Here is a 15635-nt window from a genome sequence, read left to right as displayed (position 1 = left end):
CATTCTCCGCACATTCGACAGGACGAACGATGTGTACAAACCGCGAGCGCAGCACAGGTGTTCGCCGAGAAGAGCGTGCCCCCAAAGCGCGGCCCCGTGACGCCAGGCTCGGACAACACGCCTGCGGCGCGAACTCGCCTGGCGCCACGAGGACCGCGCAGCAGCCACCTCTCCCCTCACGCGGCATGCCCGACGCAAGGGGCGGGCCGGGGAATCGCTCCCCCAGCCCGCCCGTCGTCTGGCGCATGACCGCGCCGGTCGCTACCTGTCGTCGCGGCGGCGGCGACGTCCGCAGGCGATTGCCACGGCGCCCACGAGGGCGACTGCCAGGACGGCGAGCGTCGGCGTCGCGTCGCCGGTGGGCGCGAGGCGCGCCGCGATTTCCTCGAGCGGGCCCGCCGGCAGCGCGCCGTCGCCCTGGCCGGACGGGAGCTCTTCGTCGCGGTAGCCGACCGTGAAGCCGCTGAAGAGCCTGGAGCCCATGACGATCGTGACGTCGGTGCTGGGCCCGCAGAGGACCGCGGCCGCGCCCTCGTGCGCACGGACGCCCCAGAAGGAGCGCTCGAAGCCCGCGGGAGCCGACGCCAGGTCGTCGGGCACGTCGAAGGTGATCGTGACCTCGGGGCCGCCCGTGTCGGTGATCCTGGAGGCGGCGTGGGCGCCGACCTGCTTCCAGAGGGTGACGTCGAGCCTGAGTCCAGGCTCGGCTCCGAGCTCTGCGAGCTTCGCGAGCGTCGGGTCCTCGTCCTCGTCCACGAGCTTGTCCACGCGCTGGACCTGGAGGTAGAGGACGCCGGTGGCTCCAGCCTCGACCTCCGCCAGCTCCTCGGGCGTCATGAGCGAACGCAGCAGCTCGACCGTAAGTCCGTCGACCTCGATCGTGATGCCGTCGACGAGCACGTCGGTCTCGAGGATGCCCTCGCCGTCGCCGATCGCGGCGCTGGTGACCTCGGTGCGCTTGCCGGTGACGCGCCAGCTGCGCGTGAGCTCGCCGACGTAGTTGCCCTTGCCCGCCACCGTCAGCTCGTGGGTGCCGAACTCGGCGGAGCTGGGCTCGCCGGAGACGTCGAAGTCACGGCCGGCCACGAGGGTGTAGGCCTTACCCGTCTCGTCGGTCCACGCGAGCGTCACGGTGGGGGCCTTCTGCTTGCCGTCGTAGGCGATCGCAGACGGGTCAACCGTGAACATGTCGTCCTTGATCTCGCGCGGCTCGACCGCGAGCTCGCCGGCGACGTAGCGGATGGCGTAGTTGTGACCGGTGAGCCCGGAGGGCACGATGGCGTAGGCGCCGACGTCAGAACCAGGCAGGTACTCGGACCCCGCGGGAATGACGCCCGACGGGTCGGCCTTGCCGAAGGCGTAGGCGACGTCGCCGTCGAGGACTCCCGGCTCGGGGCCGGTGGAGGTGCCCTCGCCCTCGATGAAGCCGGCATAGGTGACACCGCCGTTGGCGGGCGCCTCGCCGAAGGTCACCTTGGCAGCCCCGGCCGTGACGACGAGCTCGGCGGGATTGACCACGACGGTCTTCCTGCCCCTGAGCGGAACGGCATCGTAGTTGGGCGCGTCGACGTAGTAGAAGACCTCGAGCTGCCCCACGTCCTTGATCGACACGGACTCGTCGAGGGGATCGGTCGTGCCGGTCTGGAAGTTTTCGGAGGTGAGCTCCTGCGTCGAGTAGTAGGTCGTGGCGCCGCCCTCCTCGTAGGTCTGCCCCACGAGCACGTCGATGCCATGACGCTTGGCGTCGTAAGTGTACGCGGTGTCGGACGCGGTGACGTCGAGGTGGGCGCGAGACACGGTGTACTGGCCGCTCACGAGGCCGCCGGCCGCGCCGCCCTGGAGGGCGTAGTTCGGGTTGGAGTTCCAACCGACCCTGATCTCATAGGTTCCGACGGGAGTCAGCGGTTGCATGTCGACGAGGCCCGAGGCGTCGTAGCACCCGAGGGTGACGCCGAGGTCATCGCCCGAGACGTAGCCACCCGTGACGTGGTACGTCAGGGCCGCCACGTCCATGCCGAACCCAGAGCCCTTGTCGTCGGCCGTGATCTGGATTTGGGCCTGGGCGACGGAGAAGGGCACCGTCGCCTCAAGCGAGGTGTAGTCGTCGGTCCCGGCCACGGTGGCACGCGCCACGTAGTCGCCCGCCTGGGTGGGCGGCGTGGCCGACCAGGCAGCGCCGGGGTCGGAGGCGAGGCGGTACTCGTAGCGCACGCCGGCGTCTCCGAAGGTGGAGTGGGCAGTCGGGGCGTTCGGCGCCGTGCCGTACGTCCAACCCTCGATGGAGAGCGCCTGCGTCCAGGAGTTCGTCGCACGCGTGATGCGCCAGGGCAGGCTCTCGTTGGTGAGCGGGTCAGCGGTGTCGAGGACGTAGTTGGAGGCGTCCGCGCCCGTCAGGCCGAGCGCCTGGGCGCTGTAGTCGCCCACGCCGACGGCGCTGTCGCGCGAGTAGTCCTCGATCCTCACGTCGTCGGGGGCAGCCGCCCCCGCCTTCGTCACGAGGTTGGAGACCGCGGCCTCGACGCCCTGCGACGCGCCGTTGTAGGCGAAGCTCTTGTCGCCGGGGTCGGTGTAGGACGTGCCGGCCTTGGGCGCCCAGCTGAGCTGGACCGCCCTGCGCGCGACCGTGAGCGTCGCGGGCACGCACGAGACGACGTAGTTGCCGTGCTCGGTGGCGGCACCGGAGCCCGTGATCTCGTAGGTGCCAGCAGGCGAGCCGACCCCGTAGCCGGAGAAGGCGAACGCGGGCGGGGTCGTCACCTGGGCCTCGCCGTCCGCACCCTTGAAGCCCGCATAGGTGACGCCGACCGAGGTGGGCGCGGGGTCGCCGTAGACAAGGTTCGCGTCGGCGAGGGTCGCCGTGAGCGGGGCGGGCGTGAGCTCGACCGCGCGGTTGCCGACGATGACGTCGGGGTTGTAGTTGCGCGAGAGGACGAGGAAGTACACGTCCTTCTTCCCGACGTTGGTGTAGTGCAGCTCGCTGGCGTAGGAGGCGAGTGCGCCCTCGAGCCCGGATACGAGGGCCGTGTTGTCGGCGCTGCTCCCGTTGAGCTCGGCGATGGCCGAGGCGATGGTCCACTGGCGACCCTCGACCGTGAAGGCGTCCTGCATCTGCGAGAAGTCGGCCTCGCTGTAGTAGACCTTGGACTGCTCGCCGGCCGTCCTGTTGGTCGCCGTGACCGCGATCTCGTGGGGCTCGGCGTCATACTCGCCGGTGTGCCCGGTGGCCTTGATGGTCATGTCCGCCTTGGTGACGTAGAGCCAACCGTCGACGCAGGTGGCGTCGTAGTTGGAGTTGTAGCGCCAGTTGGTGTAGATCGTGTACTTGCCGACGTTGTACGTGACGTCGTCCAGGCCGAGGCTCACGCCCAGCGGGTCACCGGCGACGTAGTCGCCCTCGACCTTGTAGGCCGTGCTCTTCCAGAGCTCGAGGTCGGACATCATCTGGTCGCGCGTGATGCCGGGCGTGTACACGTGCGCCGCATCATGCGCGGAGATGGTGATCCGCGCGCGGTCGATGGTGAACTCGGCGGTGGCGGTGGCGCCGGCCCAGTTGTTGGTCTCGGGCACCGTCGCCGTGACGGTGTAGCGACCGGCGTCCTCGGGAACGGTCGTGGTCGGGTCCTCGCCCACGGGCGCAAGGGTGCCGTCCTGGAGGAAGACCGCCGTGCGCTGATACGTGTACGTCACCGTGTCGACGCCGAAGTCGGCCGTCGGGCGCGGGGCGCTTATCGCGTCGTTGCGCTTCCCGTAGGTCCAACCCTCGATCGCGACGCTCACCGTGTTGGGGGCCTGCGTGATCGACCAGGCGTACGAGGCGGTCTCCTCGGACGACTCGTACGAGTAGTTCTTGGCGGACTCGCCCGTGAGGCCCGTGACGCGCGCCGTGTAGTCGCCCGCATCCGTGGCGCGCTCGCCCTCATAACCCAAAGGCTTCACGTCATCGGTCGCGACGGCCTTCACCACTGCCGCCGAGACGGACTTGGACGTGCCGTCGTAGGTGTAGGGGCCGCCGGCCCAGGCGAAGGTGGCAAGCGCGCGGGCGACGTCGAGCGTGCCCGGCGCAAAGGACGCGGCGTAGTTGGGCGTGTCGACACCGGAGGGGACGATCGCGTAGGGGCCGGCGTCATCGCCGATTCGGTAGGAGCACGTGAGGGTCGCGTTGAGTCCGAGCGACGCGGGCGTCTCGCCGCCGACCAGGCCCTCGTAGCTCGCGGTGAACGTGGGCGCGGCCTGGCCGTATGTGGTCTGCTTGCCGTCGGCGCGGACCGTGAGCGGGGCGCGGGCGATCTCCACCGACTTGGAGCCGGAGAGGTCCGCGCGGTTGGCGGAGTGCACGTAGTAGTACACGACGTACGCACCGGCGTCGGCGAAGGTGACGGACGCGTCGAGCGGATCGGTCGTGCCCGTGGCGTAGTTCGTCTCGTCCAGCGGGGTCGTGGCGTAGTACGTCGTCGCCTCGTCGGGCCTCGCCGGCCTGTCGTCAACGGTCGGGGTGACCGAGATGCCGTGGCGGCGCGCGTCGTAGGTGCCCGACCAGCCCTCGGCAATGGCGCTGAGGTCGCCGTCCGTGATGCGGTAGGCGCCCTTGGCGATGGTCGCCTCGTAGTCGGGGTTGCCGTTCCACGCGGGCGTGATGTCATAGGTGCCCACGCCGTAGCCGGTCTCTGCCGGGACCTGCGGGTAGGCGAGGTCGAGCGTGACGCCGAGGTTGTCGCCCTCGATGGGCTCGGGCGAGAGCGTGTAGGCGCTGGGCTCGGAGAGGCCTGCCTCCGCGAAGAGCATGTCGTGCGAGAGGCCCTCAATGTACTTGCGCGACTGGTCCTTCGCGGCGATGGTCACGCTGCGGCGCTCGACCGTGAAGGGGACTGCGACGGACATCGCGCCCGCCCAGTTGGTGGTCTCGTCAACCACCGCGCGCATGTAGTAGGTGCCGGCGTGCACGGGCACGTCGGTGGTGGTGGCAAAGTCGGCGCGGTCAGAGTACTCGAAGCGCATGGTGTCCTGGCCGAAGGCCGCGGTCGCGACGGGAGCCGCGTGCGTGGTGCCGTCGTAGGTCCACCCGGCGACTGCGGCGCCCGTGACGGTGTTGGGCGCCTGGGTGATCGTCCAGGCGTGGCGCACGCTCGTCTCGTCCGCGTCAAACGTGTAGTTGGCGGCCTTGGCGCCCGTGAGGCCCGCGACGCTCGCCACATAGGCGCCGACGTTGGTCTTCTGGTTCTCGGCGAAGCTCGCGGGACGGACGTCCTCGGCAAGGTAGGCGTTCAGGACCTTGGCCCTGACCGCGTGCTCGGCGCCGTCGTAGACGAAGGTGTCGGGCTCCCACGAGAAGACCGCCTTCAGCTTGTGGACCGTGAGCGTTCCGGAGACGTTGGTGATGGCGTAGTTGGGGTTGGACAGGCCGCCCGGGAAGATCCTGAAGCTGCCCGAGGCGACGTCCTGCCCCTGTGCGTAGTCGTAGGTGAAGGCGAGCGTGCCCGAGAGAGACCGCTCGTCCTCGCCGGGCGCGAAGCCAGCATAGGAGACGCCGTCGTTGGCGGGCGCCTCGCCGTAGGTGATGTCCTTGGGGTGCGCCGTGATGGTGAGGGGGCGCGGGTTGATAGTAATCTTGGTCGAGCCGGTCACGGGAACCATGGTGTAGTTGGGCGCGTGCACGAGCCAGTAGACGGTGCGCTCGCCCGCGTCGGTCCGCGTGAACTCGGACGGGTCGGTCGAGTGGCCGGACGGGTCGGCCGTCGGATCGAGGGGCGTGTCGGAGTAGTAGATGGTCGCCTCGCCGGCGGGCAGGTTGCGGCCGAGCGCGACCTCGATCGCGTGGGGCGCGGCGTCGTAGGTCAGCACCTTGTCGGGCGCGGTGACCGTGACCTCGGGTGCGAGCACATGGTAGGTGCCGTCGACGAGGGTGATCGCGTAGTTGTTGAGCGCCTCGGCGTCGGTGACCATCGGGCTCACGACGTAGGAGCCGGCGGGCGTGGTCGTCGTGACGCCGCCGGGGAGGCCCTCGACCACGAAGGTCACGCCGAGCGGGTCGTCGTTCTGGAGGCCCTGCTGGCTGTAGGTGAGTGCCGCCGGCGTCGTGCGGTAGTCGGTCGCCTTGTCGTCGGCCGTGACCGTGAGGTCGTGACGGCGGACCTGGAAGGTCGACGTGCCCGTCAGGTCGGGGTAGCTGCCGGTGCCCGCGACGGAGGCGCGCAGCTCGTAGGAGCCTGCGCGCGTGGGCGCCTCGCCCCAGGCGACCCACGGCTCGGCCACGGGGTCGCCCGCGCCGTCGGCGACGCGGCGGTACTCGAAGGTGACGTTGCTGCCGAAGCGCGGCGTGGCCGCAGGCGTGGCCGGCTGTCCGGCGTAGGTCCAGGAGTCGACCGTGGGCGCGCTGACCCACGTGTTGTCGACCACGGCGATGGTCCACACGCACTCGTCGTTGGTGGCCGGCGTCAGCTCGTAGTTGGCCGCGTCGGCGCCCGTGAGCGCCGTGACCGCGGCGGTGTAGGTGCCCGCCTCGGTGGCCGCGGTGGTGCCCGTGTAGGTGCCGACGGAGACGTCGTCCGCATCGCGCGCCTTGACCGGGGCGGCGGACACCGCATGCTCGGTCGCGTCGTAGTCGAAGGCGGAGGTGGACCAGGTCAGCGTCACGGGCCTGCGCGAGACCGCAAGCGCGCCGGAGACGTAGGTGACGTCGTAGTTGGCAGGCGCCTGGCTCGACGCGGTGATCTCGAAGGAGCCGGATCCGACGTCGTCGAAGCGTGCATAGGAGGTGGACGCGACGGGCGCGAGGCCGATGCCCTCGGCCGTCTCGCCGTTCACGAGGCCCGTCACCGTGGTGGTGAGCGGAGGAAGCTCTTCTCCGTACGTGACGGCCTTGTTGTCCGCGCGCACGGTGAGCGGCGCGCGGTCGATCTGGACCGTGAGGCGCCCCTCGCGCGGGGCGGGCTCGTAGTTGTCGGACGCGACGTGGTAGAAGACGTGGTGCTCGCCGGCCTCGGTGAAGGTCGGCGGCGTCGTGGTGCCATGGTCGCGGGCGTCGGCCTCGGAGGTCGTGCTGTAGGTGATTGTGGCCTGGCCGTCGGGCACGGCGGGCGTGACCGTGACGCCGTGCGCGAGGCCGTCGTAGGTGCCCTGCCAGCCGGCCGTGGCGACCGTGGCCGGCGCCTTGGTGACGGTGTAGGTGCCCGGGACGAGCGTGACGTCGTAGTTGGCGGCGTCGGCGGAGGTGACGGCGGGCACGATGTCGTAGTCGCCCGCGGGCGTGGTGGTGCCCAGGGGCGAGCTGGGGGTCAGCGTGACGCCGAGGTCCTCCCCCACCACGAGGTCCTCGCCCGAGAGGGTGTGGGTGAGGGTGGCGGGAGCCGTGCCGTAGGTGACCCGCTTGTCGTCGGCCGTGACCGTGACGTTGCGCGGCCGGATCCGGAAGGTCGCTCCGGAGAGGTCCTGCCCCTCGGAGCTGGGCTGGCCCGGCGTGGTCGACGTGGCCGCGTAGTTGTCGCCCGACGCGGGGATCGAGGCGCAGACGTAGTAGGTGCCGGCGGCCTTGGGCGAGCCGCTGGCATCGAGGTCCTGGGCCGCGACCTGCTCCCACGAGTAGGGCTCGGCGGCTCCGACGCGGCGCCAGTAGGTGTACTGGACGGTGTTTGCGCCGAAGGTGGCCTGGCACGTGGGGAAGTTGGGCGAGTCGCCGTAGCGCCAGGACGAGATCGCCACGCGGGTGATGCGGTTGACGGCGGCCGTGATCGACCACTCATGGGTGGCCGTGGCGCTGCCCTCGAGCGTGTAGTTGGCGGCCTTGGCGCCGGTGATTGAGGCGACGCCTGCCGCGTAGGAGCCCTTGGCGGTCGCGACGCTCGTGCCCGAGTAGGAGCCCACGCGGACGTCGTCGGGGGCGCCGCCGGGGGCCTCGAGGTTAGACGGGGCGGCGCTCACCTGGTGCGAGGAGCCGGTGAAGCCGGTCTCGACGGGATCGCGCGCCCAGTCGAAGGCAAGGGCCTTGCGCGCGACCGAGAGCGTGCCGGGGACGTAGGAGAGCTGGTAGTTGTCGAAGGCGCGCTGCTGCGCGGCCGCCGGGACGAGCGTGGGCGCGATGGAGAAGGCGCCCGAGCCGACGTCCTGGTGCTGGGCGTAGGTGTACTCGTAGGAGACGGTGCCCAGCTGGTCGAGGGTCTGTCCGCCCACGAGTCCCGCGCTCGTCACGCCGGCGTTGGCGGGGGCCTGGCCGTAGGTGACGGCGGCGGGGTTCGCGGTCACGGCGAGCGGCGCCTTGGTGACCGTGACCTCCTTGCTGCCGGTGATGATGTCGGGGTTGGTGTTCTGGGAGACCACGACGAAGTGGACCGTCTTGGTTCCCGCGTCCGTCTGGGCCTGGCTCTGCGTGGGATAGCCTCCCTGCTGCAGCGCCTGCCTCAGCTCGGCGATGGCCTCCTGGTAGGTGGCGGTGTCTGTGCTCCAGATGCGGTCGAGCACGTCCTGGGAGACGAGGTCGCCGAAGCCGCCCTCCGCATCGGTGTAGTAGACCGTCGCGCCGGGGACGGCGGCGCCCGCGCCGTCGGTCACGCTCACGGAGATCGCATGCGGCTGCGCGTCATAGGTGCAGGTGAGGCCCGAGGCCGAGACGCGCGCGTCGGAGCGCGTGAGGGTGTAGCTGCCGTTGGCCGGCGTGGCCTGGTAGTTGGGGTTGTCGCCGAGCGCGACCGTGATCGGGTAGATGCCGGCGTCGCCGCCCTGCGCCGCCGTCGTGGCGAGCGTCACGTCGAGCGCGTCGCCCTGGACGTAGTCGCCCGTCACCGTGTAGGTGAGCGCGACGGTCGCGGCGGTGCGCACCGAGGACTTGTCGTCCGCGGTCACGGTGATGGGCGCGGGCGCGATCGTGAAGCCCTTCTCGCCCGCGAGGGGCGCGTAGTCGTCGGTGCCGGCGACGGTCGCCCTGAGCGTATAGGTGCCCGCCTGCGTGGGACCGGAGCCCCAGGGGGTCTCGGGCTCGGTCACGCTCCTGCCGGCGCCGTCAGCCGTGCGCTGGTAGGTGAAGGTGACGTCGGTTCCGAAGCGCGGGGTTGCGGCGGGTGCCTGGGCGGCCTTGCCGTAGGTCCAGTCGGAGACCGTGGGCGCGCTCGTCCATGAGTTTTCGGCGCGGCGGATGGCCCAGGCCTGGCTGGCGTTCGAGGTGGGCGCGATGGCGTAGTTGGAGGCCCTGGCGCCCGCGAGCGAGGTGACCGTGACGGCGTAGGAGCCGACGGCCGTGCTCGTGCCGCCCTCGAAGGTGCCGACGCGGACGTCGTCGGAGCCGTACACGCAGGACGCCTCGATCGCGGCGCCCTCGTAGGACTTGGCGGTGCCGTCGTAGGTCGTGACGAAGGCGTCGCCGTCGCGCACGAAGCCGTCGGTGGCCGACCAGGCGATGCTGACGGGGCGCTGGTCGACCTGGATGTCGTTGTTCGCATAGGCGACGCGGTAGTTGGCCGAGACGGCGTCCTTCGCGCGGATCTGATAGGTGCCGACGTCGGCGCCCTGGGAGTAGGTCATCTCGATGTCCCAGGCGGAGAGCGCGGACTCCACCGTGTCGCCCTGCGCGAGGCCGCTGGCGACGAGGCGGACCTGGTCCTTTGTGGGCGCGGCGTCGCCGTAGGTGAGCCGGAAGGCGTCCTCGTCGGCGCCGTTGGCGGGCACGACCCTGAGGCGCAGCTCGCCGGCGCCGATGGTCCACGCCTGGCGCGCGGCGTCGGCGGGCACGGCGTAGTTGGCCGCGCGCGCCGCGCTGCCCGCGGCGGCCCTCAGGCCGGAGACCACGGCGGTGTAGCGGCCGGCCTCCGTGGCGCGGTTCGAGGTGCCCTCGTAGACGGGCTCGAGGGCGTCGCCGCCCACGGCGTCGGACACGGCCGCGGAGATGCTCTTCTCGGTGCCGTCATAGGTGAACGAGAAGTCATTGCCGCCGGTCCAGGTGAGCGTGACCACCTTCGGGGACACCGTCGCGGAGAGGGCGGGCTGCTCGCTCAGCGTGTAGTTGGCCGCGGCGGCGCCGGCCAGGGCGTAGGCGCCCGTGAGGGTGACCGCGTAGGGCGTGGCGGAGGCGTCGGCCGAGGCGAGGGTGCCCGCGGCGGGGGCGCCGGCCGCGATCGTGACGTCGTCGGTCCCCACGACGCCCACGAGGGCTGCCGCGGAGTTGTCGATGGCCACGACGTTGGTGCCGTCGTAGGCGCGGTCGAGGGCGCGGGCGCCCGCGATGGTGAGCGACTTGGTCGCGACGGAGACCGTGGCGGAGCCGGTCACGTCCTCGTAGTCGTTGCAGGTGATGGTGTAGGAGACCACGTGGTCGCCGGCCGTCTTGAAGCTGGGCGGCACGGCCTCGCCGACGTGCGCGGCGCCGGAGTCGTCGGTGTAGGCGTAGGTGATCTGGGCGTCGTCGGCCCAGCCGGCCTCGATGCGGACGGCGGGCAGCGCGTGCTGGTCGCCGTCGTAGGTGGCGGAGGCGCCCTCGGCCGTCACGTGGGGCTCGAGATCCGCGGCGGGCGCCTTGGTGATGGACCAGGCGTGGGCCCTGGAGGCCTCCCCCTCCCAGGTGTAGTTGGAGAGCTGCGTGTTGGCGCCGGGCGCGATGGCGGAGACACGGCTCGTGTAGGAGCCGACGCGCGTCGCCGCGGCGACCGTCGCACCCTCGGCGTCGTAGGCGGTCACGGTGAACGACTCGCCCTCGACGCAGCCGTCCACGCTCGACACGCGGTAGCGCTTCTGCGTGCGGTCGTAGGTGAACGAGCTCGTCTCGGGCCAGGAGAACGTCAGCTGGCGCTGGGAGATCTGGAGCGCGACGTCGTCGGGCTGCTCGATCGTGTAGTTGTCGGCGCGCCCTCCCGAGAGCGCGTAGCCGCTCACGGTGACGGCGCGGAGGCCTACGTCCTTGCTGGCAGCGACGCCCGTCGCGGCGGCGGACTCGAGCGTCACGTCATGATCGTCCCGGACGAGAAGGCCGCGTGCGCCGTTGGCGGGCTCGAGGGTGGCGGCAGAGCTGTCGATCGTCGCCGACGTGCCGCCGTCGTAGATGCGCCCAGTCGCCTTCGCGTCGCGCACCCTGACGGGACGGCGGGTGACCGTGGTCGTGAGGGTGCCCGAGACGGGCAGGTAGTTGATCGGCACGACATAGTAGTAACTAGTGTGCGTGCCGGCGTCGACGAACGCGACGCGGGACGGGCCGGTGTATACGCCGTCTGCCTCGGTGAGGTGGTCAGGGTCGATCTCGTGCGCCGAGTAGTAGATGGTGCCGGCGTCAGGCGTGGCCGCGCCGACCGACGCGGACGAGAAGTGCTCGTATCCGTCGTAGCCGGCGGAGGCGTTGTGCCTGTCGATGACGAGGCCGTCGGCGGGGACGATCTTGAACGTGGCGCTGGCGGGCTCGGCCGCGGCATGGTCGCCCTTGCCGGTCACCGTCACCGTCGCGGTGCCGACGACCACGTTGCTCTCGTACGCGGCGATGTAGTCGACGTTGAGCGCGAGCTCGCCGCCCGTGACGTCGTCGCGCACCGTGAGTGCGGGAGTCAGCTCGACGCCGGTGTAGGTCTGGTCGGCGATCGCGTCGATCGTAAGCTGCTTGGCGCTCCACTTGGCGTAGAGGGTTCCACCGTCGGAGTAGACCGCAGCGGGGTTGCCGACGATCGTGCCGTCCGCCGCGACGTACTGGGCGCCGCCGCCGTTCGGCTCGGCGTAGTAGCCCTGGAAGTTGTAGCCCGTGCGCACGGGGATGTCGACCTTGGTGACCGCGCTCTCGTGCCACTCGTCGGTGAAGTACGCGTCGGTGTCGAAGGTGTAGTAGAGCGCCGTCGTGCCGACCTGCGTTGCCTCCTGGCCGTCGAGCGTGAGGGAGTAGTCGTTTGCCTGCCACTGCGCCTGGAGGTTGACCGTGGCGTGCGTCGTCGTGGAGAGGTTGGTGACGTTCTCGCCCGGATTGAGCGTGGTGTTGAGCTTCCCCGAGTCCGCACCGCTCACGACCTTCCACCCGGTCATCGAGTACCCGGCGCGGGTGAAGCCGTCGGACGCCACGCTCTTCTCGTCACCGGAGAGCGGGTCGATGAAGAGCCTCTGGTCAGCGATCGTTCCCTCGCCGCCGTTGGGCTCGTAGTGGAGGGTGTAATAGCAGCGCTCAAAGTCCCAGAGCATGCGGTTGTTGTTCACGTTCGAATAGAGGTAGATGCCCAAGGAGGGTGACGTGGACTGCTGGGTGATGTATGCCTTCTGCGTGCCCTGCGTGGCCCTGCTCTGGATGGCGAACCTGTCGCCGACGGCGAAGATGTTATAGCGCCGCGTCTGGGGGTTCGAGCTGTCAAGGTACCAACGGACGACGTTGGTGCCGTCATCGGTGGATGACCAGTAGTTGCAGAAGAGGTACTCGCGGCCGGCCGTGCCGCCCGCGTCGATCGCCACGATGCGCCATGCGGTGTAGGCGGGGTCGTACACCATCTTGAACTGGTTCCTGCGCTGCATCCCCTTGGTCAGCGTGATCGCCGTGTCGTCGGCGGTCGGGAAGTTCATGGAATACGTGGTGTCGTACACCGAGCGGATCTGGTAGGTCGCGCCGTCCACGAGGCCAGCCTGGTTGGCCTTCCACACCGCGTAGAGGTTGACCGTGCCCTTGTGGGTGGTCGTGAGGTTGGTGACGGACTGCTTGTTCGTGTAGATCGTGCCCGAGCCGTTGGGGCTCGTGCTCCAGCCGATGAACTCGTAGCCCTCGCGCGTGAAGGCCTTGTCATTGAGGGCGGTGGCCGCATCCATCCAGATCTGCTGGTCGCCCATCGTGCCGTCGCCGCCGTTGGCATTGAACTTCACGGTGTAGTAGCAGCGCTCGACATCCCAGAGGTTCTGGCTCGTGTCGCCCGTTCGCGGTTGCAGGGTGAATCCACTGTTGCTGGCGGGATTCGTTCCCGATGCGGTGAGGAAGCCGTTCGTGGTGTCGCGCGTCGCGCGGCTTTGGATGTTGTAGCCGCCGTCGCGCTTATAGAAGACATACTTCCTCGTGTTCGTATACGACGTGCCATCACCCAGGTACCAGCGGACGATGGGCGTTCCGTTGCTGGTCCAGCTTTGGTAGTTGCAGAAGACGTAGTCGCGACCAGCTACGCCACCCGCGTCGATGCCGTGGATGTGCCACGAATTTGTAGAGCCGTCAAACGTGAACCTGAACTGGTTGGTACGGCCCTTTCCCGTTGCAAGGACGACGTTGGAGTCATCGGTTGTGGGGAACTTCATCGAATAGTCGCCGTTGATCGTCGACTTGATCATGTACGTGGCGCCGTCGACGAGGTCGTCGCCGGGGGCGAGCGACCACTGCGCGTACAGCTTGACCGTATCGTGGTTGGTTGTCCTCATGTTCGTTACGGAGGCGCTGGGAGCATACTGTGCTCCCGTGCCGTCAGGTGAGGTATTCCAGCCCGCCAGCTTGTAGCCCGCGCGCGTGAAGGAGTTGGTCCTGAGGTTCGTGGCCTCGTCCATGTAGATGTTCTGGTCCGCCATCTCTCCCGAGCCGCCGTTGGGATCGAACTGGACGGTGTAGTAGCAGCGCTCAAGCACCCAGAGATCAAGTGGGTCCGTGCTGCTATACGACTGCAGGCTCACCGTGGGGTTCGATGCAAAGTTGCTGCTCGAAACGCTGACGCACTGGTTCAGCCCGTCGTTCTGGCTCTGCCTGCTCTGAATGCGATACTTATCGCCGACCAGCGTGCACGTGTACTGACGGGTCGTATAGGCCCCGTCAACGTACCACGAGACGATTGGCGTGCCATTTGAGGTTTGTCCCCAATAGTTCGTCCAGATGGGGTTACTGCCGGGCGCAGCACCCTTTGCGCGAATGTACCAGCTCGAACGGCTGGTGTCATAATCGAACTGGAACTGATTGTCCCTGCCGTGGGAGTTGGTGACGTTCAGGTTAAGCTCCCACTTCGAGCTGCCGGGCCAATGCGCAGAGTATTCAGTGTTTGCGGAATTGCGGATTTCGTACGTGGCGCCGTTGACGATGCCAAAGTACGAGTCGGCAGCCTGGAAGTCCTTGTCCTCGGACTCGCCCGGCGCGGGTTGCTCGGGCTTCTTGAAGGCCCCGCCGTCGGAGAAGGTGCCGTCGGCGATGGCCGCCGCCACGTGCTCCTGCCAGTCGGGGCCGACCTGGTTGGCCGAGAGCCAGCCGGTCATGGCCGCAGCGGCCTGGGAGGTCGAGGTGGCCTTGGCGTAGGCGTCGACCGTCGCGCCGAAGTTCGAGCTCGCGATGCGCGCGCCGGAGTCGTCGCAGGCGCCCATGACGAGCGCGGAGGCGACCCCGCCGGGGATCGTGTAGGAGGCGTCGGTTCCGGAGTTGCCGGCGGCGCCGACCACGATCGAGCCCTCGCGCACGGCGTCGTCGATGGCGTCGGCGACGACCTCGTTGTCGGCGCGGCGCCATGCGGAGAGCGAGAGGTTGATGACGTCGGCGCCCGCGGCGCGCGCGTACTCGATGGCGGCGTAGACCGACGACACCGTGCCGCGGCCGTCGGCGCCGAGCGCCTTGACCGAGACGATGCGGGCGCCGGGGTGCGCCTCGAGGATGCGCTCAGCCATGGCCGTGCCGTGGCCGTTGTCGTCGGCGACGGACGCGCCGAGCACGGTCGCGGAGTCGACGACGCCCGCGCCCGCGTAGCCGGTGTCGACGAGGGCCACGGTGTAGTTGCCCGAGGGCGCGGCGCCGGGCAGCTCTGCGTTGAGCTCAGCGAGCGGGTTCTCGGTCTCGCTCATCTGGCCGGGCGCCACGGCGTCGGAGGAGCCGGCGCCATCGGCGGCCGAGATCGTGGTGTCGGGCTCGACGAGGGCGGCGCCCAGCTTCCCCTTGTAGAAGAGGTAGGCGTTCCTGGCCTTCTCGGCGCTGTCGAACTGGGTGAGGAACATGCCCGCGTGCTCCGAGAGGACGCGGGTGGCGGGCGTCAGCTGGTCGCGGGAGACGCCGGCGATCAGGAGTCGCTGGCTCGAGAAGTCCTTGCCGGAGGCGAGGCCCTCGTCGACGCCCTCGGGCGCGAGCTCGAAGGAGTCGCGCCTTGCCTGCTCCTCGGCCTTCGCCTTGGCCTCGGCCTCCGCCCTCGCCCTGGCCTCCGCCTCGGCGGCGGGGTCGGCCTGCGCGGGGGCTTGGGACTGGGCGGGCTGCTCTGCCGGCTGCGCCGGGGAGGCGGCCTCGGCGGGCTGCGCCTCCGCGGCGGCGGCCGCCTGCTCGGCCTCGCGGGCCGCGGCCTCGTCCGCCTCGCGCGCGGCCTCCTCGGCGGCGGCGCGCCCCGTCTCCTCGGTCTCGCGCTCTGCCGAGGCGAGCTCCTCGCTTGCGCCAGAGGCGGCCGCGCCGGTGGCGTCGGCCGTGGCAGCGTCATTTGCCGCGGGTTGCGTCGTCTCGGTGACCTGCTCGGGCTCGGCCGTGGCGGAGAGCCCCAGCACGTCGGCGATCGCGTCGGTGTGCAGGCCCGCCACCACGAGGGAGGCGGTCAGCACGACGCTCAGGGCGACGTGCCAGGGGCGGACGCCGCGGCTGGCGAGGGCGCGCTCGCCCTCGTCGCGCAGGTGCTGTGGCGTTTTGAAGTGTCTGGGGGTGTGATTCTGGCTGCGGTTGGAGTTATGCCCTGTGCGCTTGCTCGCTCGAGTGGACATGGCGACTCCTATCGTGA

Annotated in this window: 1 protein-coding gene; it reads right to left on the bottom strand. The window is 69.8% G+C overall.

Annotation, left to right across the window (positions count from 1 at the left end):
• Positions 1–261: 261 nt before the first annotated feature.
• Positions 262–15618, bottom strand: a complete 15357-nt coding sequence (locus M5D76_RS02735; RefSeq protein WP_248921852.1) for an MBG domain-containing protein — start codon at positions 15616–15618, stop codon at positions 262–264.
• Positions 15619–15635: the final 17 nt, after the last annotated feature.

The organism is Olsenella intestinalis, assembly GCF_023276655.1.
Lineage (GTDB): Bacteria > Actinomycetota > Coriobacteriia > Coriobacteriales > Atopobiaceae > Olsenella_J > Olsenella_J intestinalis.
The sequence above is the reverse complement of the archived record's forward strand: the minus strand, read 5'-3'. Positions and strand labels throughout refer to the sequence as shown.

Coding starts and splice junctions, on each gene's coding strand:
- M5D76_RS02735 (WP_248921852.1), bottom strand. CDS start 15,618: ATGTCCACTCGAGCGAGCAAGCGCACAGGGCATAACTCCAACCGCAGC.